Origin of the sequence: Mycobacterium palustre (assembly GCF_002101785.1) — a bacterium.
Classification (GTDB): domain Bacteria; phylum Actinomycetota; class Actinomycetes; order Mycobacteriales; family Mycobacteriaceae; genus Mycobacterium; species Mycobacterium palustre.
On sequence record NZ_LQPJ01000084.1, the window covers coordinates 1 to 23,652 of the forward strand.

The 23,652-nt window shown below is 69.0% G+C and carries 25 protein-coding genes, 1 tRNA gene and 1 pseudogene; 20 read left to right on the forward strand and 7 right to left on the reverse strand.

The genetic code is table 11. The features are described 5' to 3' along the window. The first annotated feature begins 140 nt into the window (after positions 1-140). The 5 genes from AWC19_RS08910 to AWC19_RS08930 are packed head-to-tail and all read left to right on the forward strand — an operon-like array spanning position 141 to position 4,220. On the forward strand, positions 141-1,085 hold the full coding sequence (locus tag AWC19_RS08910) for an ABC transporter substrate-binding protein (RefSeq protein ID WP_085077697.1): 945 nt from the start codon (positions 141-143) through the stop codon (positions 1,083-1,085). 6 nt (positions 1,086-1,091) lie between these two features. Beyond that, the gene (locus AWC19_RS08915; protein ID WP_085077698.1) at positions 1,092-2,186 is read left to right on the forward strand and encodes an ABC transporter ATP-binding protein; all 1,095 of its coding nucleotides are present in this window, start codon (positions 1,092-1,094) and stop codon (positions 2,184-2,186) included. Between the two features lie 3 nt (positions 2,187-2,189). After that, a complete protein-coding gene (locus tag AWC19_RS08920; protein WP_085077699.1) occupies positions 2,190-2,876 on the forward strand; it encodes an ABC transporter permease in 687 nt (228 codons plus the stop codon). Then, the gene (locus AWC19_RS08925; RefSeq protein ID WP_085077700.1) at positions 2,873-3,616 is read left to right on the forward strand and encodes an ABC transporter permease; all 744 of its coding nucleotides are present in this window, start codon (positions 2,873-2,875) and stop codon (positions 3,614-3,616) included. Before AWC19_RS08920 ends, AWC19_RS08925 begins: the two co-directional genes overlap by 4 nt. Positions 3,617-3,620: 4 nt before the next feature. Next, positions 3,621-4,220 (forward strand): putative glycolipid-binding domain-containing protein, encoded by a 600-nt coding sequence (locus AWC19_RS08930; protein WP_085077701.1) that lies wholly within the window; start codon positions 3,621-3,623, stop codon positions 4,218-4,220. On the opposite strand, the gene AWC19_RS08935 is transcribed toward AWC19_RS08930, so the two are convergent. Further along, a complete protein-coding gene (locus tag AWC19_RS08935) occupies positions 4,183-5,127 on the reverse strand; it encodes a prephenate dehydrogenase (RefSeq protein WP_085077702.1) in 945 nt (314 codons plus the stop codon). The two genes, AWC19_RS08930 and AWC19_RS08935, sit on opposite strands and share 38 nt — an antisense overlap. A 142-nt stretch (positions 5,128-5,269) precedes the next feature. Between AWC19_RS08935 and AWC19_RS08940 the strand changes: the two genes are divergently transcribed. The 3 genes from AWC19_RS08940 (at position 5,270) to AWC19_RS08950 (ending at position 6,382) form a co-directional block, all read left to right on the forward strand. After that, positions 5,270-5,791, forward strand: coding sequence for a tRNA adenosine deaminase-associated protein (locus tag AWC19_RS08940; RefSeq protein WP_085077703.1), 522 nt, complete (start codon positions 5,270-5,272; stop codon positions 5,789-5,791). Between the two features lie 13 nt (positions 5,792-5,804). After that, on the forward strand, positions 5,805-6,263 hold the full coding sequence (locus AWC19_RS08945; protein ID WP_085077704.1) for a nucleoside deaminase: 459 nt from the start codon (positions 5,805-5,807) through the stop codon (positions 6,261-6,263). Between the two features lie 29 nt (positions 6,264-6,292). Beyond that, positions 6,293-6,382 (forward strand) — tRNA-Ser (locus AWC19_RS08950). 36 nt (positions 6,383-6,418) lie between these two features. On the opposite strand, the gene AWC19_RS08955 is transcribed toward AWC19_RS08950, so the two are convergent. After that, a complete protein-coding gene (locus AWC19_RS08955) occupies positions 6,419-7,582 on the reverse strand; it encodes a cellulase family glycosylhydrolase (RefSeq protein WP_085077705.1) in 1,164 nt (387 codons plus the stop codon). Between the two features lie 177 nt (positions 7,583-7,759). Further along, positions 7,760-8,149 (reverse strand): hypothetical protein, encoded by a 390-nt coding sequence (locus tag AWC19_RS08960; protein WP_085077706.1) that lies wholly within the window; start codon positions 8,147-8,149, stop codon positions 7,760-7,762. A gap of 191 nt (positions 8,150-8,340) precedes the next feature. Between AWC19_RS08960 and AWC19_RS08965 the strand changes: the two genes are divergently transcribed. Then, entirely contained in the window at positions 8,341-8,727 is a 387-nt protein-coding gene (locus AWC19_RS08965) for a DUF2237 family protein (RefSeq protein ID WP_085077707.1), read from the forward strand. Here AWC19_RS08965 and AWC19_RS08970 read toward each other — a convergent pair. Further along, positions 8,717-9,616: an IclR family transcriptional regulator gene (locus AWC19_RS08970; RefSeq protein ID WP_085077708.1), complete on the reverse strand. Its 900-nt coding sequence runs from the start codon at positions 9,614-9,616 to the stop codon at positions 8,717-8,719. The two genes, AWC19_RS08965 and AWC19_RS08970, sit on opposite strands and share 11 nt — an antisense overlap. Positions 9,617-9,664: 48 nt before the next feature. On the opposite strand from AWC19_RS08970, the gene AWC19_RS08975 reads away from it, so the two are divergent. The 9 genes and pseudogenes from AWC19_RS08975 (at position 9,665) to AWC19_RS09015 (ending at position 18,584) form a co-directional block, all read left to right on the forward strand. Further along, positions 9,665-10,936: a sulfotransferase family protein gene (locus AWC19_RS08975; protein ID WP_085077709.1), complete on the forward strand. Its 1,272-nt coding sequence runs from the start codon at positions 9,665-9,667 to the stop codon at positions 10,934-10,936. A gap of 65 nt (positions 10,937-11,001) precedes the next feature. Next, positions 11,002-12,199, forward strand: a pseudogene (locus tag AWC19_RS08980) (MBL fold metallo-hydrolase). Then, positions 12,196-12,945, forward strand: a complete 750-nt coding sequence (locus tag AWC19_RS08985; protein WP_085077710.1) for an SDR family NAD(P)-dependent oxidoreductase — start codon at positions 12,196-12,198, stop codon at positions 12,943-12,945. The pseudogene AWC19_RS08980 and the gene AWC19_RS08985 overlap by 4 nt, the downstream one beginning before the upstream one ends. Positions 12,946-12,957: 12 nt before the next feature. After that, the gene (locus AWC19_RS08990) at positions 12,958-13,434 is read left to right on the forward strand and encodes a VOC family protein (protein WP_085077711.1); all 477 of its coding nucleotides are present in this window, start codon (positions 12,958-12,960) and stop codon (positions 13,432-13,434) included. 1 nt (position 13,435) lies between these two features. Further along, entirely contained in the window at positions 13,436-14,407 is a 972-nt protein-coding gene (locus tag AWC19_RS08995; protein ID WP_085077712.1) for an LLM class flavin-dependent oxidoreductase, read from the forward strand. A gap of 150 nt (positions 14,408-14,557) precedes the next feature. After that, complete coding sequence (locus AWC19_RS09000) at positions 14,558-15,913, forward strand: WS/DGAT/MGAT family O-acyltransferase (protein ID WP_085077713.1); 1,356 nt, start codon at positions 14,558-14,560, stop codon at positions 15,911-15,913. Positions 15,914-15,919: 6 nt separating this feature from the next. After that, positions 15,920-16,405, forward strand: a complete 486-nt coding sequence (locus AWC19_RS09005) for an NUDIX hydrolase (protein ID WP_085077714.1) — start codon at positions 15,920-15,922, stop codon at positions 16,403-16,405. 1 nt (position 16,406) lies between these two features. Continuing rightward, positions 16,407-17,312, forward strand: coding sequence for a haloalkane dehalogenase (locus AWC19_RS09010; protein ID WP_085077715.1), 906 nt, complete (start codon positions 16,407-16,409; stop codon positions 17,310-17,312). Positions 17,313-17,342: 30 nt separating this feature from the next. After that, complete coding sequence (locus AWC19_RS09015) at positions 17,343-18,584, forward strand: cytochrome P450 (RefSeq protein WP_085077716.1); 1,242 nt, start codon at positions 17,343-17,345, stop codon at positions 18,582-18,584. Here AWC19_RS09015 and AWC19_RS09020 read toward each other — a convergent pair whose 3' ends face one another. From AWC19_RS09020 to AWC19_RS09030, 3 genes are read right to left on the reverse strand one after another with little or no spacing between them, the layout of a single operon-like run. Further along, a complete protein-coding gene (locus AWC19_RS09020) occupies positions 18,585-18,953 on the reverse strand; it encodes a hypothetical protein (protein ID WP_085077717.1) in 369 nt (122 codons plus the stop codon). A gap of 42 nt (positions 18,954-18,995) precedes the next feature. After that, positions 18,996-19,418, reverse strand: a complete 423-nt coding sequence (locus tag AWC19_RS09025) for a hypothetical protein (RefSeq protein ID WP_085077718.1) — start codon at positions 19,416-19,418, stop codon at positions 18,996-18,998. A gap of 23 nt (positions 19,419-19,441) precedes the next feature. Next, positions 19,442-20,512 (reverse strand): ATP-dependent DNA ligase, encoded by a 1,071-nt coding sequence (locus AWC19_RS09030; RefSeq protein ID WP_085077719.1) that lies wholly within the window; start codon positions 20,510-20,512, stop codon positions 19,442-19,444. Positions 20,513-20,549: 37 nt separating this feature from the next. Between AWC19_RS09030 and AWC19_RS09035 the strand changes: the two genes are divergently transcribed. Together AWC19_RS09035 and AWC19_RS09040 are read left to right on the forward strand one after the other, a co-directional pair. After that, a complete protein-coding gene (locus tag AWC19_RS09035; RefSeq protein ID WP_085077730.1) occupies positions 20,550-21,587 on the forward strand; it encodes a DNA polymerase domain-containing protein in 1,038 nt (345 codons plus the stop codon). 41 nt (positions 21,588-21,628) lie between these two features. Then, on the forward strand, positions 21,629-23,638 hold the full coding sequence (locus AWC19_RS09040) for a glycoside hydrolase family 172 protein (protein ID WP_211284888.1): 2,010 nt from the start codon (positions 21,629-21,631) through the stop codon (positions 23,636-23,638). The last annotated feature ends 14 nt before the right edge of the window (positions 23,639-23,652 follow it).

Sequence of the window (23,652 nt, forward strand, 5' to 3'; positions counted from 1 at the left end):
GGCGGGGCAGGGGATGGGCCGCTCATACTGTCATTTTTGCCCCACCTTGGGCGGATTGAAACAAATCCGGGCAAAACCGACCGCGCAACCTGCGACGGAGACGGCGGCGGCCCGGCGGTTCTGCCGTTACTGTCTGCGTTATGAGGATGCTGCCGCGCGTGCATCGCGCGACCTTCCACTCCGCGGTGTCGCTGGCGACGGTGTGTCTGATCGCGGCCTGCAGCAACGCCGACCCGCTGGACGCGGAGACCCGCAGCCCAAAATCGATCGTAGTGGGCTCCGGAGACTTTCCGGAATCGGAAATTGTCGCCGAAATCTACGCACAAGCCTTGCAGGCCAACGGATTTGAAACCGGGCGGCGGATGGGCATCGGCAGCAGGGAGACGTATATCCCCGCGCTGAAAGATCATTCCGTCGATCTGGTGCCCGAATACATCGGCAACCTGCTGCTGTACTTCGCACCCAACTCCACCGCGACCATCCTCGACGACGTCGAGCTGGAGCTGTATAAGAAGCTGCCCGGCGACCTGTCGATCCTGACGCCGTCGCCGGCGTCGGACACCGACACGGTCACCGTCACCGGCCGCACAGCCGGCGCGTGGGACCTGAAAACCATCGGCGACCTCGCGGCGCACTCGCCCGACGTGCGGTTCGGGGCGCCCTCGGCGTTCGAGACACGCCCGTCGGGGCTGCCGGGGCTGCGGCAGAAATACGGGCTCAACATCGCCCCCGGCAACTTCGTCGCCATCAACGACGGCGGCGGCGCGGTGACCGTGCGCGCGCTGGTGGAGGGACGGGTGACGGCCGCCAACATCTTCAGCACGTCGCCGGCCATCCCGCAGAACCACCTGGTGGCGCTCGACGACCCCGAACACAACTTTTTGGCCGGCAACATTGTGCCGCTGGTGAATTCGCAGAAGAAGTCGGATCGGCTCAAGGACGTGCTGGACGCGGTCTCGGCGAAGCTGAGCACCGCCGGGCTGGCCGCGCTCAACGCCGCCGTGTCGGGCAACTCCGGCATCGATCCAGACCAGGCGGCGCGAAACTGGGTGCGCGACAACGGCTTCAACCATCCGATCGGGTGATCACTTTTGATTGTCTTCGACAGCGTGAGCAAGGTGTTCGCCGACGGCACCACGGCCATCGACCGGTTGAGCCTGGTCGTGCCCACCGGCAAGCTGACCGTCTTCGTCGGGTCGTCGGGCAGCGGCAAAACCACCGCGCTGCGCATGATCAACCGGATGGTCGAGCCGACCTCCGGCGCCATCACGGTCGACGGGAAGGACGTCGCGGGCGTCAACCCGGTGCGGTTGCGACTCGGCATCGGCTACGTCATCCAGAACGCCGGGCTGATGCCCCATCAACGCGTGATCGACAATGTCGCAACGGTACCCGTGCTGAAAGGGCAGTCCCGCCGGGCCGCCCGCAAGGCCGCCTATGAGGTGCTCGATCGCGTCGGGCTGGACCGCAAGCTCGCCAACCGCTATCCCGCTCAGCTCTCCGGCGGAGAACAACAACGCGTCGGCGTGGCCCGCGCGCTGGCCGCCGATCCGCCCATCCTGCTGATGGACGAGCCGTTCTCGGCCGTCGACCCGGTGGTGCGCCATCAGCTGCAGAACGAAATACTGCGTCTGCAAAGCGAATTGCACAAGACCGTCGTCTTCGTCACCCACGACATCGACGAGGCGCTGCGGCTCGGCGAGCGGGTCGCGGTGTTCAAGGACGGTCGTCTGCAGCAGTACGACGAACCCGCGCGCCTGCTGTCGCGCCCGGCCAACGAGTTCGTGGCCAGGTTCATCGGGCTGGGCCGCGGGTACCGGTGGCTGCAACTGATGGATGCGGCCGGCCTGCCGCTGCGCGACATCGACCGCGTCGCGGCCGACCGCCTGTCTGAAACGGGGCTGCCCGACGGCTGGGCGCTCGTCGTCGATGACGCGGGCGCGCCGCTGGGCTGGATGGACGCCGAGGGCCTGCACCGGCACCGCGCCGGCGCGTCGCTAAACGACAGCATGACCGCCGCCGGCTCGCTATTTCGCCCCAACGGCAACCTCAGCCTGGCGCTCGACGCGGCGCTGTCGTCGCCGTCGGGGGTGGGGATCGCGGTCGACGACGGCGGCAAGGTGATCGGCGGCGTGCTGGCCGCCGACGTGCTGGCCGCGGTGGAAGCCCGGCGGCGAGGTACGTAAGAGATGCATTACCTGCTCACCCACCTCGACGACGCCTGGGCGCTCACGGTGGTGCATCTGCGCCTGGCGCTTGTGCCGGTGCTCGTCGGCTTGGCGATCGCGGTGCCGCTGGGGGTCCTGGTGCAGCGCGCGCCGACCGCCCGGCGGCTCACGACGGCGACCGCCGCCGTTGTGTTCACCATCCCGTCGCTGGCGCTGTTCGTCGTCTTGCCGACGATCATCGGAACCCGGATCCTCGACGAGGCCAACGTCATGGTGGCCCTGACCGCCTACACCGCCGCGCTGCTGGTGCGCGCGGTGCTCGAGGCCCTCGACGCGGTGCCCGCTGAGGTCAGCGACGCCGCCATCGCGGTCGGCTACCCCACGATCAAGCGGATGCTCAAAGTCGAGCTCCCGCTGTCGATCCCGGTCCTGGTGGCCGGGTTGCGCGTGGTCGTGGTGACCAACATCGCGATGGTCTCGGTCGGCTCGGTGATCGGCATCGGCGGTTTGGGCACCTGGTTCACCGAGGGCTACCAGACCGACAAGAGCGACCAGATCGTCGGCGGCATCATCGCCCTGTTCGTGCTGGCGATCGCCATCGACGTGGTCATCGTGCTGGCCGGCCGGCTCGCCACACCGTGGGAGCGCGCCGCGCGCGGCCCCCGGCGCCGGCCGGTGCTGGCCCCCGTGGTGGGCGGCGCGCGATGAACTTCGTGCACCAGGCGCTGACCTACCTGCTCACCGCCCACAACTGGACCGGCCCGGTCGGGCTGGCTGCGCGCACGTTAGAGCACCTCGAGTACACCGCCGTCGCGGTGGCCGCGTCGGCGCTGATCGCGGTGCCGGTCGGGCTGGTCATCGGGCACACCGGCCGCGGCACCCTGCTGGTGGTCGGCGCGGTCAACGGGCTGCGCGCGCTGCCGACGCTGGGCGTGTTGCTGCTCGGCGTGCTGCTGTTCGGGCTCGGCATCGGGCCGCCGCTGGTCGCCCTGATGTTGCTGGGCGTGCCGGCGCTGCTGGCCGGCACCTACGCGGGCATCGCCAACGTCGACCCGACGGTGGTCGACGCCGCCCGCGCGGTGGGCATGACCGAGGCCCAGGTTCTGCTGCGCGTCGAGATCCCCAACGCCCTGCCGCTGATCCTGGGCGGGCTGCGCAACGCGACGCTGCAGGTCGTCGCCACCGCCACGGTCGCCGCCTACGCCAGCCTGGGCGGGCTGGGCCGTTACCTGATCGACGGGATCAAGGAGCGCCAGTTCCAGCTCGCGCTCGTCGGCGCGCTGATGGTGGCCGCGCTGGCGCTGATCCTCGACGGCCTGCTGGCGGGCGCGGTGTGGGCGTCGGCGCCCGGCACCGGGCGGTTCCGCGGCGTCGGTCGCCGCTACGACGTGACGCCCGCCGCAGTTGCCCCCAAACCCGTCGCACCCGCGGGACACGTCCTACGGTAGAGGGGTGAACGCAGTCTCCTCTGACCAGACTCCGCGCGTCTGGGCGGCGATGTTGACCTGGCGCGCACAAGACAGCTCCCGGATGGAGTCGGTACGAGTTCAGTTGTCGGGCAAGCGAATCAAGGCCAATGGCCGCATCGTGGCGGCGGCCACCCCGAACAATCCGGCGTTCGGTGCCTACTACGACCTGCAGACCGACGAGACGGGCGCCACCAAGCGCCTCGGGTTGACCGTCACCCTGGCCGAGCGGGAGCGAGTGCTCTCCATCGCCCGCGACGAGGAAAACATGTGGTTGCTCACCGACCACCAGGGCGAGCGGCGCGCGGCGTACGACGGCGCGCTCGACGTCGACGTGGTGTTCAGCCCGTTCTTCAACGCCTTGCCCATCCGGCGCCTCGGGCTGCACGAACGGGCGGACACCGTCGCCCTGCCGATGGTCTACGTGAACGTGCCCGACATGTCGGTGAACGCCGCGACGGTGAGCTACGCCAGCGAGGGCCGCCTCGACGGGATCAAGCTGCGCTCCCCGGTGGCCGACACCACGGTCCGCGTCGACCGGGACGGGTTCATCGTCGACTATCCAGGCTTGGCAGAGCGGATCTGATCACCCCGCCGGCCCGGCCGGCGGCGGCCAGCTCCTCGCGCCAGTTCTCCGCGCCGATGACGACGGTGAAGATGTCGGAGCGCGGGAAGCTGTCGTAGCGCGTGCGCGCGGCGTGGCCGGCGTCGACGAGCTCGGCCAGCGAATTGTGCGAGGCCAGCGAGTCGCGGGCGCGGCTCAGCAGCTCGATGACCCGGTCGACCGCCGGCAGCAGCTGGGTGCAGTTGCCCTCGCACATCGCCCGCACCAGGTCCGGGGCGGTGCCGGCGACCCGGGTCCCGTCGCGGAACGACCCCGCGGCCAGCGCGAAGGCCAGCGGCACTTCCCCGGCGGCGACGGCCAGCGCCTCGGCGAGCAGGTGCGGCAGGTGCGAGATGGCGGCCGCCGCGGCGTCGTGCTCGTCGGACTTGGCCGGTACCACCAGCGCGCCGCAGTCCAGCGCCAGCGTCATCACCAACGTCCACACCTCGGGGTCCACGTGGTCGTCGACGCTGACCACCCAGGGAGCCCGGGTGAACAGGCCGGCGTAGCCCGCGGCCCAGCCCGAATCCGCGGTGCCCGCCATCGGGTGACCGCCCACGAAGCGGTGCAGCAGCCCCGCCGCGTCGATTTCGCGCAGCACCGCCGTCTTGACGCTGGTGACGTCGGTCAACGGGCAGTTCGGGGCCACGTCGCGGACGTGGGCCAGCAGTCCCGGCAACGCCGGCATGGGCACGGCCAGCACGATCAGCGCGTCGGAGTCCGCGGCCCGGGTCAGGGTGTCGGTGAGGTCCGTGCTGGCGTCGAAGCCGTCGGCCACGGCGGCGTGGGCGCCCTCCACCGACCGGTTGTAGCCGAACACCTCGCGGCCGGCGGCCTTGGCGGCCCGCATGATCGAGCCGCCGATCAGGCCCAGCCCGAGCACGCACACGGGTGTCTTCGAAACGGGGCGAGCCACAATCCAAGGTTGGCACAAACCGCGCGCGGGGATGCTTTCAGGTGGCGTCTGCGCCCGGGCGTTCCCGCGTCTTCATCTGGCCAGAGAACCTGGTCAGCGACTAGCGTAAGCGGCCATGGGAGCACAACGGGCGTCTGCTCAGGGCCCCTCCGCGGACACACCGGACGGCTTCGGCGTCGCGGTCGTGCGCGAAGAGGGCCGATGGCGCTGCAGTCCGATGTCCCCGAAGGCGCTGACGAGCCTCAAGGCCGCCGAGACGGAGCTGCGCGAACTGCGCAGCGCCGGCGCCGTCTTCGGCCTTCTCGACATCGACGACGAATTCTTCGTCATCGTGCGCCCCGCGCCCGCCCGGACCCGGCTGTTGCTGTCGGACGCCACCGCCGCGCTCGACTACGACATCGCGGCCGAAGTGCTGGACAGCCTGGACGCCGAGATCGACCCCGAGGACCTCGAGGACGCCGAGCCCTTCGACGAGGGCGACCTGGGCGTGCTGTCCGACATCGGGCTGCCCGAGGCGGTGCTCGGCGTCATCCTCGACGAGACCGACCTGTACGCCGACGAGCAGCTGGGCCGCATCGCGCGGGAGATGGGCTTCGCCGACGAGCTGGCGGCGGTGCTCGACCGGCTCGGTCGGTGATCGCGCTCGGTCGGTGAGCGCCGACGAAGACCTGATCCGCGCCGCGCTGTCGGTCGCCGCGACGGCGGGCCCGCGCGACGTGCCGATCGGCGCGGTCGTCGTCGGCGCCGACGGCACCGAGCTGGCCCGCGCCGTGAACGCCCGGGAGGCACTGGGTGACCCGACCGCGCACGCCGAGATCCTGGCGCTGCGGGCGGCGGCCGGCGTGCTCGGCGACGGGTGGCGGCTGGAGGGCGCCACGCTGGCGGTGACCGTGGAACCCTGCACCATGTGCGCCGGGGCGCTGGTGCTGGCCCGGGTGGCGCGGCTGGTGTTCGGCGCGTGGGAACCCAAGACGGGCGCGGTCGGGTCCTTGTGGGACGTGGTGCGCGACCGGCGGCTCAACCACCGCCCGCAGGTGCGCGGCGGCGTGCTCGCCGCCGAGTGCGCCGCGCCGCTGGAGGCGTTCTTCGCCCGCCAGCGATTGGGGTGAGCGGCGGGGTGTTCGGTAAGCTGCCTGGCGGTGGCGTGTCCGAGCGGCCTAAGGAGCACGCCTCGAAAGCGTGTGACGGCTAACACCGTCCGAGGGTTCAAATCCCTCCGCCACCGCCAATCTTTCCCAGCCGTGAGCCGGCAGCTCAGGGCTCGTCAGGTGGGCTGGCTGCCGGCCAGGCTGCGGGCCGCCTGCAATTCGCTGTCCCGAAAGGGCCGCCCGTCGGGTTGCAGCAGGTCGTGAAACCACAACTTGGGCGGCGCGGCGTAGGGGTGATCCCAGGAGTCCCAGGGGAAGTAGGTCTGGGTCTTGCCCGCGACCAGGCCCCAGTTGAACGCGCCGACGTTGCGGCGCTTGGCCACGGGCAGGATGCTCTCGATGGTGCTGCCCTGCGGCCGGGCCATGTACTCGGTGCAGATGATCGGCCGGCCCAGCGGCGCCAGCTCGGCGATCCGCGACTCGAAGCCCGCCGGCTCGGCATAAGAGTGGAAGGTGATTACGTCGGAGTTGTTGAGCTGGATGTCGCTGATCGGGGTGCGGCCCCCTTGCTCCCCCTGGTCGAGGCCGCGCCACACGCCGCTCGTCAGCGGTTGACTGGGATCGACCGCGCGGGCCCAGCGGAACACCTGCGGGAGCAGCTCGGCGACCCGCTCCAGCTTGTCCCTGCGCTCCACCTTGGCGTACACCCGGGCCGGGTTGTCGGGTTCGTTCCACAGGTCCCACCCCAAAACCCGGTTGTCATTGCGGAATTGGGTCAACACGCTCGTCACGTAGTCGTGCAGGACGCGGGTGTAGCCCGGGTCGCCGAGGCGTTCGGCGCCGGGGCTCTGCACCCAGCCCGAGTTGTGCACGCCGGGCCGCGGCGCCCGCTGCGGGCCGAGCCTGGGCAGGGGATCCCAACAGGAGTCGAAGAAGACGAACAACGGCCGGATGCCATGACTCGCTGTGACGCTGACGAATTGGGCCAGGCGGTTGTGAAATCCGCGCGCGTCCTGCGCCCACAGCTGGTCATGCAGGAAGACGCGCACGCTGTTGAAGCCGTACGACCTCGCCCAGCCCAGTTCGGTGTTGATGCGGCGCAGGTCGAACGTCGCCGGCTGAAACATCTCGAGCTGGTTGATCGCGGTTGCCGGAATGTAATTGGCGCCGACGAGCCAGCCCTGCGCCTGATACCAACGGTTGGCACGGTCGGCGGACCACCGGGTCAACTCCCCGGAGGAGCGCGGTGGCGGGTCCGCGGATGCGCGCGGTGTGTGGGCCAAGGCTGCCGTGCCCGCCGCCAGCAGCAAGGGAAGCTTCAGAGCCGTTCGACGGTGCACGAATTGACGATAAATTTCGCATGGCCCTGTCCCCGGCATTTGCGCAGCGCGTCGCGACTGCGTGTCGCGCGCTAAGCAATTGTTATCTTGTTGTGACCAAGTGGGTTTGGTCAGGCTTCCCGTCGCACGCGCCCGCGTGGTTCGTCAAAGTATTTGGGCCACAAGGAATCACACGGGTTAGATGCCGAATGTCGATGGTTTCCAGCTGCTGACGACCAGGGGCAGCGAGATCGCGGTGCCGGCGCAGCTCACGTCGACCGCCCACCGGCCGTCCGAAGGCAGCCTCGCGTCGATCTCGAAGAAGGCGAATCCGGGGAACTCGCCGACGGCGGCCTCCGGTGCCTCGAACCACTTGTGCACCGGCGCGTCAGGGGTGGGCGGCCTGATCTCGACGTCGACCCGGCGGTCGCCGCCGCCGTCGTCGTCGGGCCGCGTCAGCACCACGAGCACGAACCGGGCGAACCGGTCCGGCCCGACCGTGTACTTGGAAAGCACGCCGCCCTGCACGTTGAGCTTTTGGTCCACCGTCGCGGCGGCTTCCGCCAGGAAAGCACCGGTGAGCTTCACACGCAGAAGGTACCGCGCAGCCGGTCGATTGGATACCGGACAACCCAGACGGGATGTGCCGAAGATAACACACGTAAACAATTGCCTATTGCTAGTATCCAGGGGTCGTCGGTAGGTCTGTTCGAGGGGTCAGACCACTCGACGGCAAAAGAGCCTTCAAAGTTCGTGCTCGGGAGCGCGATACTGAACGGGTGGCTGAGCGCAACGTGCTGGGCGGCCCCTTGGAGCCCTGCGGCACCGACCCACTGACCGGCTTCTACCGTGACGGTTGCTGCTCGACCGGGCCCGAGGACGTGGGCCGCCACACGATCTGTGCGGTCATGACCACGGAGTTTCTCGAGCACCAGCGCTCCATCGGCAACGACCTGCTGACGCCGGTCCCCGAGTATCGCTTTCCGGGGCTGCTGGCCGGCGACCGCTGGTGCGTCACCGCGCTCAACTGGCTTCGGGCGCACGACGACGGCTGCGCCGCGCCGGTGGTGCTGGCATCCACCCACGAGCGCACCCTGGAGGTCGTTCCCCTCGAGACGCTGCGCGAACACAAGGTCGACGTCCCCGACGACCTGGCTAACTTGTAGCGCCGGCCAGCTGATCCCGGATGCGCCGGGCGGCCGCCCGCACCTGGCCCCCGAGCTTCTCCACCCCGGTCGCCGCCAGCTCGGCGAACGGCGCGGCGCTGATCGACATCGCGACGACCCCGTCGTCGTCGAGGATCGGGGCGGAGATGGTGGCCACGCTGTGCGTGGCGGTGCCCGTGAGCTCGTCGTGCAGCACGTCGATCACCGTCAGGTCCGCGAACGCGCGGGCAAGCCGGGCGGTGATGGCGTCGGGTTCGGAGTCCCCGCCGAGCGCGCGCAGCGCGGTGTACACCCGCAGGTATTCGCGGCTGAGCCGCTCGACGGTGTATCCGCGTTCGCGAATCTCGTTGAGCACCGCGGTGATTCGCCGCTGCAGCGCAAGGGACGGTCTACCGATGCCCTCCAGCCAGGCCCGCTGGGCGCCCGCGGTGCTCCAGGCGACGTAGTCGCGGCCAAACGGTGCCACCAGCGGCATGCGCAGCCCGCGGTCGATTCGCATGCCGGACGCGGACTCGCCGGCGGCGTCGACCACCACCAGGGTGTTGGCGTCGCGGCGCGCCAGGAATACGTGAGTCCCGGTCGATTCGGCGAGTTCCTGCAGGATTCCGTGAAAGATCCGGTCGCTGGCGGGCTTGGCCAAGGAGGCGATGCCCGGTCCCCAGCAGTAGGTGGCCGACGCGGCGTTGCGCACGGCCCAGCGGTGCGCGACCAGCGTCGTCAGGATCGCGTGGCCGGTGGCCCGGCTGATGCCGAGCTCGCGGGTGATCTCCGCCAGGGTGAACGCCCGCGTCGGCTGGGAGCCCAGCAGCCGCATGATCGCGACCACCCGTTCCGTCGGCGGTGACGTGGGTTGACGACCGATCCCGACCGGGTCTAGCGTCTCGGTCATATTTCGAACACTACGTCGAATATCCGACATAGTCGAGGAGGCGATCGCGTGGGCGCTGCGGTCGGCGACGTCGACGACATCGACTTCGACGACCTGACGTCGCCCCGGCTGACCGAGGTCCAGCGCCAAATCCTGGAATTCACCGAGGCCCGGCGCGTCGACTTCGACATCGACGCGATGCTGGCCGAGGCGATCGAGCGGGCAGGCGTCGGCGCGGACCTCGACGACACCGACGGCTTCGGCGATCGGCTGAGCGCGCACGTCGCCGCGATCGAAGCCGACGACGGCCTCACCCAGCTCGCCCGCTCGTCGCTGCGGCAGCGCGTGGTTCGCCTGCTGCGCAACCGGCTGTCGCTGACCGACCTCCTCAAGCGGTACCCCGAGATCGAGTCCATCGCGATCGAGAAGCCCTTGATCGTCGTCGGGATGCCGCGCTCGGGCACCACGCACCTGGTGAATCTCCTCGCCGCCGACCCCCGCCGGCGCGCCCTGCCCTACTGGGAGAGCCAGGAGCCGATACCGGCGCGCGGTGAGGGCCCCGGCGTGTGCGGGATCGACCCCCGCTACGCGCGGGCCAAGGCCGAACACGATGCGCTGATGGCCAGCGCCCCGGTGGTGGCCGCCATGCACGACCGATTCCCCGAGGCGATCGAGGAGGAGGTCGAACTCCTCGACCTCGACCTGGCGGGCTACGTCCTGGAATGGCATGCGCGGGTGCCGGATTGGCGCGACTACTACCTGGGGCTCGACCAGACCCGCCACTACGCCTACATGAAGAAGGTGCTGCAGGCGCTGACGTTCCTGCGCGGCCCGCGGACCTGGATCCTGAAGAGCCCGCAGCACTGCGAGCAGCTCGGCCCGCTGATGGCGACGTTCCCCGACGCGACGGTGGCGTTCACCCACCGCGACCCGGTCGCGGTGGTGCAGTCGGCGGTCACGATGATGGCGTACTCGGATCGGTTGCGCCGCACCAGCATCGACCCGGACTGGCTGCTGGACTATTGGAGCGACCGCGTGCACCGGCTGCTCAGCGCGTGCGTGCGCGACCGCGACCTGGTGCCCGCCGAGCGCAGCATCGACATCGGCTTCCATGACCTCAACGGCAACGAAATACCGCTGCTGGAACGGCTTTACGAGCGTGGCGAGGTGGAACTCACTCCGCAGGTGCGGGCCTGCTTTCGGCGTTACCTGGACGGCAACCCGCGCGGCAAACACGGCCGCATCCGCTACGACCTGCGGCGGCACTTCGGCATCACCGCCGACGAGCTGCGCGGGCGATTCGGCTTCTACTTCGAGCGGTTCGACGTCCGCCCGGAATGAGGGGGCAATCCATGGGCAGCAAAGACTTCGAGCCGATCTACCGCAGCCGCCCCGGCGCCGACGCGATGGGCCCCGCCTGCGCCGAACGAGCCGAGGAGGTGGCGCCCGGACTGTGGTGTTCGCCCGGACTGTCGAACTCCTACCTGCTGACCACTCGCGACGGCCGGGTGATCGTCAACACCGGCATGGGTTTCGAGGGGCCGGTGCACCGCGCCAACTTCGATGCCGTCGACCCATCCCCGGTGCGCTACATCATCCTCACCCAGGGGCACGTCGATCACGTCGGCGGACTGGACAGCGTGCGCGATCCAGACACTACCGTTGTGGCGCAAGCGAATTGGACCTCCTGGCGCGACGACAATGAGCGCCTCATCCCGTACCGCGCCAGCCGCAGCGCCTTCGCCTTCAAGGACACCCTGGCGGGCGGCATCCAGGCCATCCAGCGGCGCCTCGGCACCACCCGCCTGCCGGGCCAGAGCGTCCCCGTCGTGGACCTGGACTTCGAGGACACCCTGACACTGGAGGTCGGCGGCCGGCGCATGGAACTCATCTCGGTGCCCGGCGGGGAAACCACCGACTCGCTGGTGGTGTGGCTCCCCGACGAGCGAATATGTTTGTGCGGGAACACTTTCGGGCCGGTGTTCGGGCACATCCCCAACCTGGTCACCATCCGCGGCGACCGGTACCGCGACGCGCTGACCGCCATCGCGTCGGTGGAGCGGGTGCGCGATCTGCGGCCCGAGCTGTTAGTGACCGGCCACTTCGAGCCGATCGCCGGCGCCGAGCGCATCGAGGCGGAACTGACCCGGCTGCGCGACGCCATCCAGTACATCCACGACCAAACGGTGGCCGGCATGAACGCCGGCAAGGACGTCCGGGCGCTGATGCGCGAGATCACGCTGCCACCCGAATACGAAGTGGGCCAGGGCTATGGCAAGGTCGACTGGGACGTGCGGGCCATCTGGGAGAACTACTCGGGCTGGTTCCACCACCGGTCGACCACCGAGCTCTACCCGATCGGGTTCGACGCCGTCGCCGCCGACGTCGTCGAGCTGGCCGGGGCCACCGCACTGGTGGAGCGGGCGCGCGACCACCTGGACGCCGGGCGGCCGGTGCACGCCATCCACCTCGCCGAGTTGCTGCCCGCCGACCACGCGGGGGGCGCGGGACGTGCTGCGGAGGGCCCACGAAAGCCTGCTGGCGGGCAGCGCCAACTTCTGGGAAAGCGCCTGGCTGACACACCAACTAGCGAGGAACTCTTGACTGCTCGAGTCGGCTTCGATTTCACCGGAACGACGGCGCTGATCACCGGCGCCACCAGCGGGATCGGCCACGCCACCGCCACGTTGTTCCGCGAAGCCGGGGCCGAGGTCACGATCACCGGAACCAGACCCGCCGCGACCGACTACGACATCGACCTGTCCGGCATGGCCTACCGCCAACTCCAAATCACCGACCACAACTCGGTGGACGCGTTGGCGCAGTCGTTCACCCGCCTCGACGTGTTGGTCAACAACGCGGGCGCGAATTTCCCTGGCGGCCTTGACGAATCGAAGCCCGACGGGTTCGACGCGTCGGTCGCGGTCAACCTGACCGGCCCGTACCGGCTCACGATCGGGCTCTACCGCGCGCTGAGGTCGTCGACCGCGACCGGCGGCGCCAGCGTGGTCAACCTGGCGTCGATGTCGGCGCTGCGTGCCGTCCCCCTCGTGCCCGGTTACGGGGCGGCCAAGGCCGGCGTCATCTGCATCACCCGCAACCTCGCCGTCAAGTGGGCGCCCAAAGGCATCCGGGTCAACGCGGTGGCGCCCGGGACGATCGACACCCCGATGACCGCGCCCATGCACGCGGCTCCCGAGCTCGTAAATTCCGAGCTGGCCCACATTCCGTTGCGCCGGTTGGGGTCCGCCGGCGAGATCGCCCCGACGGTGGCCTTTTTGTGCACCGAGCAAAGTAGCTACACCACCGGCGCGCTGTTCGTCGTCGACGGCGCGTCGGATTGCGTCTGAGATGAGGCACCGATGACATTGGCGCTGCGCCCCGAGGACTTCTACCACACCGGCATCGTGGTGCCCGACCTCGATGCGGCCATGGCCCGCCTGAGCGCGCTGGCCGGCTACCGGTGGATCAACCCGCTGACCTACACGCTGCCGTTTCGCACCGCCACCGGGACCCGCGAGCTCACCTCGACATTCGTCTACTCCCTGCAGGCCCCGCACGTCGAGCTGATCCAGGAGGTGCCCGGGGGCCCCTGGGCCGCGGCGCCCGGCAATGCCGTCCATCACCTCGGCTACTTCACCGACGACCTCGCCGAGGCCGCACGAACGCTGGAATACAACGGCTTTGCTTTCGAGGCCACCGCCGACGTGTCACCACCGGGTCTGGCGTTGTTCGCCTACTACGTCGACGAATTCGGCACCCGCATCGAGATCGTCGACCGCGCGCTGTTCCCGGACTTTCCAGCGTTCCTGCGGTCCTCCTCGGCGCCGGAGGCATGACATGCTGCTGACGGTGCTGCGGTTCAATTTCGCTTCGCCGCAGGGTGATCCACGCAGGCAGAGCGAACTGCTCAGCGCCGCACTCGAACTCGCGCAGTGGGGTGAGTCGCATGGATTCACCTCGGTGAGCGTCGACGAGCACCATGCGACCGGGCACGGGTGGAGCTGCAACCCGATCATGGCCGCCGCGATGTTCTTGGCCCGCACCACGACGCTGATCGCCAGCGTGGACTGTGCGCTAGGCCCGCTGTGGAACCCCGTCCGGCTCGCCGAAGACATCGCGCTGGTCGACAACATGAGCCGCGGCCGCCTGCACACCACGGTCGGCCTGGGCTATCGCACCATCGAATACGACTCGTTGGGAGTCGATTTCGGCCGCCGCGGCGAGCTGATGGACGGGCTGGTCGAGCGGATCCTGTCGGTCTGGGGCGGCGCCGATTCGGACGCGGGAGTCTGCACGGGGACGTGGACCCGGCCGCACCCGCCGCTGTACATCGGCGGTGGCTCGCGCGCCACCGCGCGGCGCGCGGCGCGTTTCGGGTTACCGCTCAGCCTGGCCGATCACCTGCCCGACATCGCCGCCTACTACCGACACCTGTGCGCCGCCGCCGGCACCAAGCCGTTCGTCCTGATGCCCGGGCCGGTCAATCGGGGGATGATCTATCTGCACGAGGACCCGGACCGCGCATGGGCCGAACTGGGACACCACATCCTTTGGGAGGCAGTCACTTACGGCCAATGGTCGACCGACCACCGATCGTTCATGCACCTGCCCGGCGTGCGGACCCTCGACGAGGTGCGGGCGTCGGGGCGATACCGGTTCCTGACCCCCGAGCAGCTCATCGCCGAAGTCACCGAGGCCGGCGAATACGGGCCCCTCGTCATGCACCCGCTCGTCGGCGGCATGCCCGTCGACGAGGCCTGGAAGTCGGTTCAGCTGCTGACCGACAAGGTCCTGCCCGCGCTCGCCTGATTGCCCGCCCGCATAACGGGTACGGAAGGTGCATGAAAACCGATGCCACCGAGGAATACGCCAGGGTGCACGCGGCGCCCGAGCGCGGTGCGCTCGCCTCCGAAAGATCGGTTGCTAGCGGCCCACCCCCGGCGGGAGTCTAATTGGTGGATGGACCTGATCGCCCCCACCGATGCCGTGTTCTTGCTAGGCGAATCGCGTGAGCATCCCATGCATGTGGGCGGCTTGCAGTTGTACGAGCCGCCCGACGGGGCCGGTCCCGAGTTCGTCCGGGAGTTCACCGACGCGCTGGTCGCCGACGACGAATTTCAGCCGACGTTCCGCAAGCACCCGGCGATGACGATGGGCGGGATCGCGCCGTTGGCTTGGGCTTATGACGACGAGGTCGACGTGGACTACCACGTTCGGCGCTCGGCCCTGGCGTCACCGGGCCGGGTTCGCGAACTGCTGGAGCTGACCTCCCGCTTGCACACCGGCCTGCTCGATCGCCACCGCCCGCTGTGGGAGCTGTACGTGGTCGAGGGGCTGAAGGACGGTCGGTTCGCAATCTACAGCAAAATGCATCACGCGCTGATCGACGGCGTTTCGGCGATGAAGTTGATGCAGCGCGCATTGTCGAACGATCCGAGCGACAACGAAATCCGCGCGATGTGGAGCCTGCCCAGGCGCAGGCGCACGCCCAGCCCCACCTCCCGCATGGGCGCGCTGCTGAAGGCGGCGGGATCCGTTGCCGCACTTGGCCCGTCGGCGGTGTCACTGGCCCGTGCGGCGCTGCTCGAGCAGCAACTGACGTTGCCGTTCGGGGCGCCACGCACCATGCTCAACGTCAAGATCGGCGGCGCCCGCCGGTGCGCGGCGCAGTCGTGGTCGGTGGAGCGCATCCGGAACGTCAAGAGGGCCGCGGGGGTGAGCCTCAACGACGTCGTCCTGGCGATGTGCTCGGGGGCGCTGCGCTACTACCTGCTCGAGCAGAGCGCGATGCCGGACGCGCCGCTGGTGGCGATGGTTCCCGTGAGCCTGCGCAAAGAGGACGAGGCCGACGCCGGCGGCAACCTCGTCGGGGCCATCCTGTGCAACCTGGCCACCGACACCGACGACCCCGCGGCGCGGTTGCAGACCGTCAGCGAGTCGATGCAAAAGAACAAGACGGTGTTCTCCCAATTGCCGCGGGTGCAGGCGCTGGCGCTCTCGGCGATGAACATGGGTTCGCTTGCGCTGGCGGCGGTCCCGGGCTGGGTGACGTCGACGTCGCCGCCGTTCAACCTCGTCATCTCCAACGTGCCCGGGCCCCACGAGCAACTGTATTATGGGGGAGCGCGCCTCGACGGCAACTACCCGCTGTCGATCGCGATGGACGGGCAGGCCCTGAACATCACCCTGGTCAGCAACGCCGGAAACATCGATTTCGGCCTCGTCGGATGCCGCCGCAGCGTGCCGCACCTGCAGCGCCTGCTCGCGCACCTGGAGTCCTCGCTCAAGGACCTGGAAGCCGCCGTCGGGGTCTGAGCGCGGATGCCCAAGCTCAGTGCGGGTGTGCTGCTGTACCGGGCGCGTGCCGGCGTGGTCGAGGTGCTGATCGCGCATCCCGGTGGCCCGTTTTGGGCCCGCAAGGACGACGGGGCGTGGTCGCTGCCCAAGGGGGAGTACGCCGACGGCGAGGACCCCTGGGCCGTGGCGCAGCGGGAATTTCACGAGGAACTCGGGCTGCCGGTGCCCGCCGGGCCGCGCGCCGACCTCGGCGCGGTGCGGCAGCCGGGCGGCAAGGTCGTCACCGCTTTTGCGGTGGGGGCCGACCTCGACGTCACCGACACACGCAGCAACACCTTCGAAATGGAATGGCCTAGGGGCTCCGGCCGGATGCGGGAATTCCCCGAGGTCGACCGCGTCGGCTGGTTCCCGGTGGCCCGGGCGCGCGCCAAGCTGCTGGCCGGCCAGCGTACATTTCTGGATCGGCTGATGGTGCTTCCAGCGCTGGAGGGACTAAACGAAGGATCTTGAGATGCGAACGCTGCGCACGCCCGACGAGCGGTTCGACAACGTGCCCGACTTCCCTTATCCCCCAAGCTATTGCGAGGTTCCGGACGGTGACGGCGGCGCGCTGCGGGTCGCCTGGGTCGAGGACGGCCCGCGGGGCGCCGACCCGGTCCTGATGCTGCACGGCGAGCCGTCGTGGTCGTACCTGTACCGCAAGATGATTCCGATCCTGGCCGCGGCCGGGCACCGAGTCGTCTGCCCCGATCTGGTCGGGTTCGGTCGTTCCGACAAGCCAACCCGCCGTGAAGACCACAGCTACGCGCGCCACGTCGAATGGATGCGGGCCGTGGCCTTCGACGTCCTCGACCTTCGCCGGGTGACCCTGGTGGGGCAGGACTGGGGCGGCCTGATCGGGTTGCGTTTAGCCGCAGAGCATCCCGAGCGGTTCGCCCGGATCGTGGTCGCCAACACCGGGCTGCCCAACGGGGAACAGCCGATGGCCGAGGTCTGGTGGCGCTTCCGTGAGGCCATCACCACCGCGCCGGAGCTGAACATCGGCTGGTTTGTGCAGGGGGGATGCCGCCGCCCGATGAGCGACGACGTGCGCGCGGGCTATGACGCGCCCTTCCCGGGCGACGAGTACTGCGCCGGCCCGCGCGCCATGCCCGCCCTGGTGCCCACCTCGCCCGACGACCCCGCGGCGGCGGCGAACAAGGCGGCCTGGGCCGCGCTGACCGAGAGTCCGACGCCCATGCTCGTCGCCTTCAGCGACAGCGACCCCATCACCGGACCGATGGCGAAAATCTTTCAGCGCCAGATGCGCGGCGCGCAGGGGATCGAGCACCCGACGATCCGCGGCGCCGGCCATTTCCTGCAGGAGGACGCCGGCGAAGAGTTGGCCGATCGCATCGTCGAGTTTCTGTCCCGCTGAGCGCCCGCGCGCCGCGGGCACAATGTGGGTATGACGACCGCGCCGGCCGAAGCCGACTCCCGGGGACTTTTGCTGCAGCTGCTCGACCCGGCCAACCGCGCCGACCCGTACCGGATCTGCGCCCAGTTCCGCGAGCGCGGGCCTTTGCAGGTCCCGGACTCGCCGTTGACCGTCTTCCCGACGTACCGGGACTGCGACGAGGTGTTGCGGCACCCGTCGTCAAGCAGCAACAACATGAACTCGACGGCCGCCAAGCGGCAGCTCGAGGCGGGCCTGTTGCAGCCCCGCCAGTTCCCGCCGGGGTTCTTGTTCCTCGATCCGCCCGATCACACCCGGCTCCGCCGGCTGGTCAGCAAGGCGTTCGCGCCCGGAGTGGTCAACGCGCTGCAGCCCGAGATCCGCGGGCTGGTGGACGGATTGCTCGATCGGATCGCCGAGAACGGCCGCTTCGACGTCGTCGCGGACTTCGCCTATCCGCTGCCCGTGGCGGTCATCTGCCGGCTGCTCGGGGTGCCCCTCGACGACGAGTCGCAGTTCAGCCACGCGTCGGCGGTACTGGCGCAGGCGCTGGACCCGTTCTCGACGCTCACGGGCATCCCGCCCCAGTTCGTCAACGAGCGGATGCAGGCGATGACGTGGCTGCGCGAATACTTTCACGCCCTGATCGAGCGGCGCCGGTCAAGCCCGACCGACGATCTGCTGTCGGGCCTGATCGCGGTCGAGGAGTCCGGTGACCAGCTGACCGAGGAGGAGATCGTCTCCACGTGCGTTCTGCTGCTGATCGCCGGGCACGAGACCACCGTAAACCTGATCGGCAACGCGATCTTGGCGATGCTGCGGACCCCCGGCCAGTGGCAGGCCCTCGGCGCCGACGCCGATCGCGCGCCCGCGGTGGTCGAGGAGACGCTGCGCTACGATCCGCCCGTGCAATTGGTCAGTCGAGTTGCCCTCGCGGACATGACGATTGGGGACGTCGACGTGCCGGCGGGTGATTTCGTCATGCTGCTGTTGGCCGCGGCCAACCGCGATCCCGCCGAGTTCGATCGACCCGACACCTTTGACCCGGACCGAGGAACGGTGCGGCACTTGGGATTTGGCCGCGGGGCGCATTACTGCCTGGGTGCGCCGCTGGCCAGGCTGGAAGCGGGCGTGGCGCTGACGGCGCTGACCGCGCGCTTCCCGCACGCCCGGCTGGACGGGGACCCGCACTATAAGGCGAACGTCACGCTGCGGGGTCTGTCGGAGCTGACGGTCGCTGTCGGCACGGCGTAGTCAGCCGCGCTCCCAGGGCGCCGTTTCGCCCATCTTCTTGTAGTACTTGGCCAGGTGGCTCTTGACGCGGTCGATGTCGGCCTTGGGCAGGTCGATGCCGCCACGCGCGCCGCCCATGATCGCGCCCGCGATCATGATGCCCCGTGGCACCGCCTTGAGCTCGCCGCCGATCACGTCGGCGAACAGCAGCTTGTAGGACGTGAAGTTGTCCTTCTTGTCGCTGTCGTACCAGATGTGGGCGTCACGGTATTTCTCGTTCGGCCCGTCCTGTGCGCCGGCCCACTTGCGGACGCGCTTTTCGGCGGCGTCGCCGTCCCAGTTGCGGTCTCGGTCGGCCAACGGCAGGTCTTTGAACGCGGTCACTGACATACGGCTCGCTTGCCCGCTTCGGACGCTGGATAAACGCGCGCGCTAGCCGGCACCGGCACCGGTTGCCGGCAACGCGATGTAAATCGGTATGGGAGTGGCCATTTCGATCTGACCTTGCGCGTCATAGTAGCCGCCGATCGTGTATTCACCCTCGGTGTCGATGGGGAACGCGAGATCTTGGGTGAAGCAGCGGTACTTGGACGGCCGGTTTTCCTCGTCCGGCCAGTACCAACTCGCGCGCATGCTTTCGCGCGGCGCGCCCGCGGGGTCTTTGCACACGATGTGCAATTCCGGGTGGTAATCCGAGCCGGCGCGCGCGTGCACCACGAGAACGATGGGAATCCTTGCGGTTATGGGGATTTGCTCGACGTCGTACCAGGTGGTGGGGATGCGGGTGGCATAGATCGCGCCAGAGTCGTCGAGCCCGGCGGTGCCCGCCACGAACAGCGCGGCGATCTGCAGCATCACGCCAGCTTAGTGGTGGCCTGCTAAGACGGGCCCAGCCCGGGCACGATGTCGCCGAGCTCGAAGGTGACCGGCTGCTCGAGCTGCTCGTAGGTGCAGGAGCGCGGGTCGCGGTCGGGACGCCACCTGCTGAATTGCGCGGTGTGGCGAAACCGCGGGCCTTCCATGTGGTCGTAGCGCACCTCGACCACCCGCTCGGGCCGAAGCGGGACGAAGGAAAGATCCTTGCCGGCGTTCCAGCGGGAGAATTCGTTCTTGCGCGGCGTTCGCTCTCCGGCCTCGTGCGCGGCCCAGTTCCACGGATGGCCCTCGAAGGTGGTGACCAGCGGCTGCAGCTCGGCGAACAGCCGGCGCCGCTCGGTCATCGGGAAGGCGCCGATCACGCCGACCGAGGCGAGCTGGCCGTCGTCCTGATACAGCCCCAGTAGCAACGAGCCGATCGCGTCGCCGCCGGACTTGTGCACCCGGTAACCGGCCACCACGCAGTCGGCGGTGCGCTCGTGCTTGACCTTGAACATCACCCGCTTGTCCGGCTGGTAGGTGATGGTCAGCGGCTTGGCGATGACGCCGTCGAGTCCGGCTCCCTCGAACTCGGAGAACCAGCGCTGCGCGGTCTGCATGTCGGTGGTCGCCGGCGTGACGTGGATCCGGCGGCGTGTTCCCGCGAGCGCGTCGAGAAGGGCGGCGCGCCGCTCACTGAACGGCCGCCCGGTGTAGTCGTCGTCGCCCAGGGCGAGCAGGTCGAACGCGATGAAGGAGGCCGGTGTCTTTTCGGCCAGCATCCGCACCCGCGAGTCGGCCGGGTGGATGCGCTGCTGCAGCGCCTCGAAGTCCAGCCCGTGGTCGGTGGCGATGACGATCTCGCCGTCGATCACGCAGCGTTCCGGCAGCTCGGCGCGGGCCGCGGCCGCGAGTTCCGGGAAGTACCGGGTCATCGGCCGCTCGTTGCGGCTGCCGAGCTCCACCTCCTCGCCGTCGCGGAACCAGATAGACCGGAACCCGTCCCACTTCGGCTCGTACGACGCGGCCGGCGGCATCGAGCGCACCGGCTTGGCCAGCATCGGCGACACCGGCGGCATCACGGGCAAGTCCATCGCTTCATTGTGGCGTGCGGCGTGCTGGAATCGGGGGGTGGCTGCTCCAGCGGAAGAAATCGACGTCGACGGCATCGCGGTGCGGCTGACCAACCCGGACAAGGTGTACTTCCCCGCGCTGGGCTCCGACGGCAGCAAGCGACGGCTCGTCGAGTACTACCTGGCCCTGGCAGTCGCGGGCGGTCCGATGCTGAGCGCGCTGCGCGACCGGCCCACCCATCTGCAGCGCTTCCCGGACGGCATCGACGGCGAGGAGATCTATCAAAAGCGGGTGCCGCAGCACCATCCCGACTACCTGGAGACCTGCCGCGTGACGTTCCCGTCGGGGCGCACCGCCGACGCGCTGAAGGTGACCCATCCGGCCGCGATCGTGTGGGCGGCGCAGATGGGCACGGTCACGCTGCATCCGTGGCAGGTCCGCTGCCCGGACACCGACCATCCCGACGAGCTGCGCATCGACCTGGACCCCCAGCCGGGCACCGGGTTTCTGCAGGCGCGGACCGTCGCGGTCGAGGTGTTGCGGCCGCTGCTCGCCGAGCTCGGCCTTCTCGGCTACCCCAAGACGTCCGGCGGCCGCGGGGTGCACGTGTTTTTGCGGATCGCCACCGACTGGGACTTCGTCGCCGTGCGCCGGGCGGGCATCGCGCTGGCCCGTGAGGTGGAGCGCCGCGCGCCGGACCTCGTGACCACGTCGTGGTGGAAGGAGGAACGCGGCGAGCGGATCTTCATCGACTTCAACCAGAACGCCCGGGACCGGACCATGGCGTCGCCGTATTCGGTGCGGCGCACGCCGATCGCGACCGTGTCGACGCCGCTGACGTGGGACGAGCTGGCCGGCGCCGATCCCGACGACTACACCATGGCGACGGTGCCCGATCTGGTGCGGCGCCGCGACGACCCGTGGGCCGGCATCGACGACGTCGCCCAGTCGATCGCGCCGCTGCTTGAGATGGCCGCCGCCGACGAGGAGCGTGGCCTTGGCGACATGCCCTATCCGCCGAACTACCCCAAGATGCCGGGCGAACCGAAGCGCGTGCAGCCGAGTAAGGACACGGATCGCAAGAGGGAAAAGTAGCCTTCGTTCCTATGCCGGTCGCTGGTCGGGCCTTCGCAGCGATGTTTGCATTACTGCTGCTCGGTATGGGTGGCGTGGCCGCCCCGGCCACGGCTCCCGCCGAGCCCGTTATCACCGGACCGGGCGAAAGGCCGGTGGGCTGGGACACCTACCGTCGATTGGATCTGTTGCCATACCTGAGCGCCGACACACAGAGCCTGCAGGTGTCGAGCTTCGATCGAAGCGGCGGCGACTTCGACATCTCCACCGGCAACCGGAACGGCAGCGGTGGATGTCTGGCGTCCGGCGGCGCCGGCTGTGTCGTCGCGGAGGATCGCGGTGCCGGCGAGGTTGATTCGATCTGGTTCACCCGCGATGGCGGCAATGTCCGCGCAATCGGAATTATCCGCATCGATCTGGATGGGCGGACGGTGGTGCAGACACCACTGCAGTCGTTGGTCGACGGGTCGCTGGGTGCGCCGTTCGTGTGGCCTCTGGTGGCCAACGCTGGGCAGTCGCCAGGCGGCGTTTACGTCAAGGTGCCGATGCCGTACCGGCAGTCGATGCGGATCAGCGTCGCATCAAATTTGCAGTATTACCACGTCGACTATCGCCACTTCTCGACCGCGGACGGCGTCACCACATTCTCGCCCTCCGACCCCGCGCTCGACGTGCTCGCCACGCTGCGCGCCGCCGGCACCGTCGACCCCAAACCGGCGGCCCCCACGGCACGGCACGACCACCGCGTCGTCCACGTCGACGCCGGTGCCGGGGCGACGATCGCGGAATCCACCGGGTCGGGCACGATCTCGGCGCTGCGCGTACCGCTACCCGAACCGGCGGATCAACTGCTGAGCGGGTTGCGGCTGCAGATGGAGTTCGACGGCCAAACCATGGTCGACGCGCCACTCGGGGAATTCTTCGGCGCCGGGCTGGGCGCCGACAACGTGAGATCGCTGATGTTCGCCGCGAACCCCCAGCCCGGCGGGTCGTTGTCGTTGTCGGAGTGGTGGCCGATGCCCTTCGCCCGCACGGCCCGCGTCACCCTCGTCAACACCATCGGCGATCCCGTGGCGGGCATCGGCAGCGACGTCGAGACGACGCCCGATCCCCAGTGGGCGCCCGCGCTAGCCAGTGGCCGCGCCGGCTACTTCACCGCACGCTCGCATGCCGGACCCACGACCCTCGGTCAGGACTGGTTGTTCGCGGATGAACACGGCCACGGCAAATTCGTCGGCGTCAGCCACACCATCCGCGGTTCACGGATCAAGACGTCGTTCAGCGACGACGCCCCTTACTTTCTCGAAGGCGCCGAACGCGTATATGCGGACGGCTCCGGGTCACCCCAGTGGTACGGCACCGGCACCGAGGACTTCTACGAGGGAGGCTGGTATTTCAAAAACGGAACCCGCTACAGCGACCCGCTCACCGGCCAACCCGACCAACGAACCGCCGCCGGCGGATGTGCAGACTACTGTGTCGCGGCCTATCGGCTCATGCTCGCCGACGCCATCGACTATCGTTCCGCCCTCCGATTCGGCATTGAGCACGGCAAACGCAACATGGTCGAACCCGATTACAGCTCAACGGCATTCCTCTACACGCAACCAAACGACACCATCACACCCAGCGACGACGTCAACGCAGGCGATCCTGTCAGTCGGCTCCTGCATGGCTACATCGATGACGCCGCCACCGAACAGCCGTTGATCAGCGCATATGAGGGCAACGACGACATCCACCCGGTCTTTGAGTTGGTCCGCGCCACCCACGCTGCGATCACATTCCACGTCCGAACTGGCCCGGACAACCACGGCATCCTGCTGCGCCGCACCTCCGACCAAGCGATCGGCTATCAAGCTGCGAACGTTGCCATCGACGGCGTACCGGCCGGGATCTGGTTACAGCCGCGCAGCAACGGATCACATCGATGGCTCGATGACGCCTACCCGGTGCCGGAATCGCTCACCGCAGGCAAAGCCCTGATCACGGTCACGCTCACCCCTATTCGCGACTCCCCACTGTGGACCGCCAGCCGCTACCACGTCGATAACCTGACGCTGTCCGACTAGGGCGGCGAGTTACT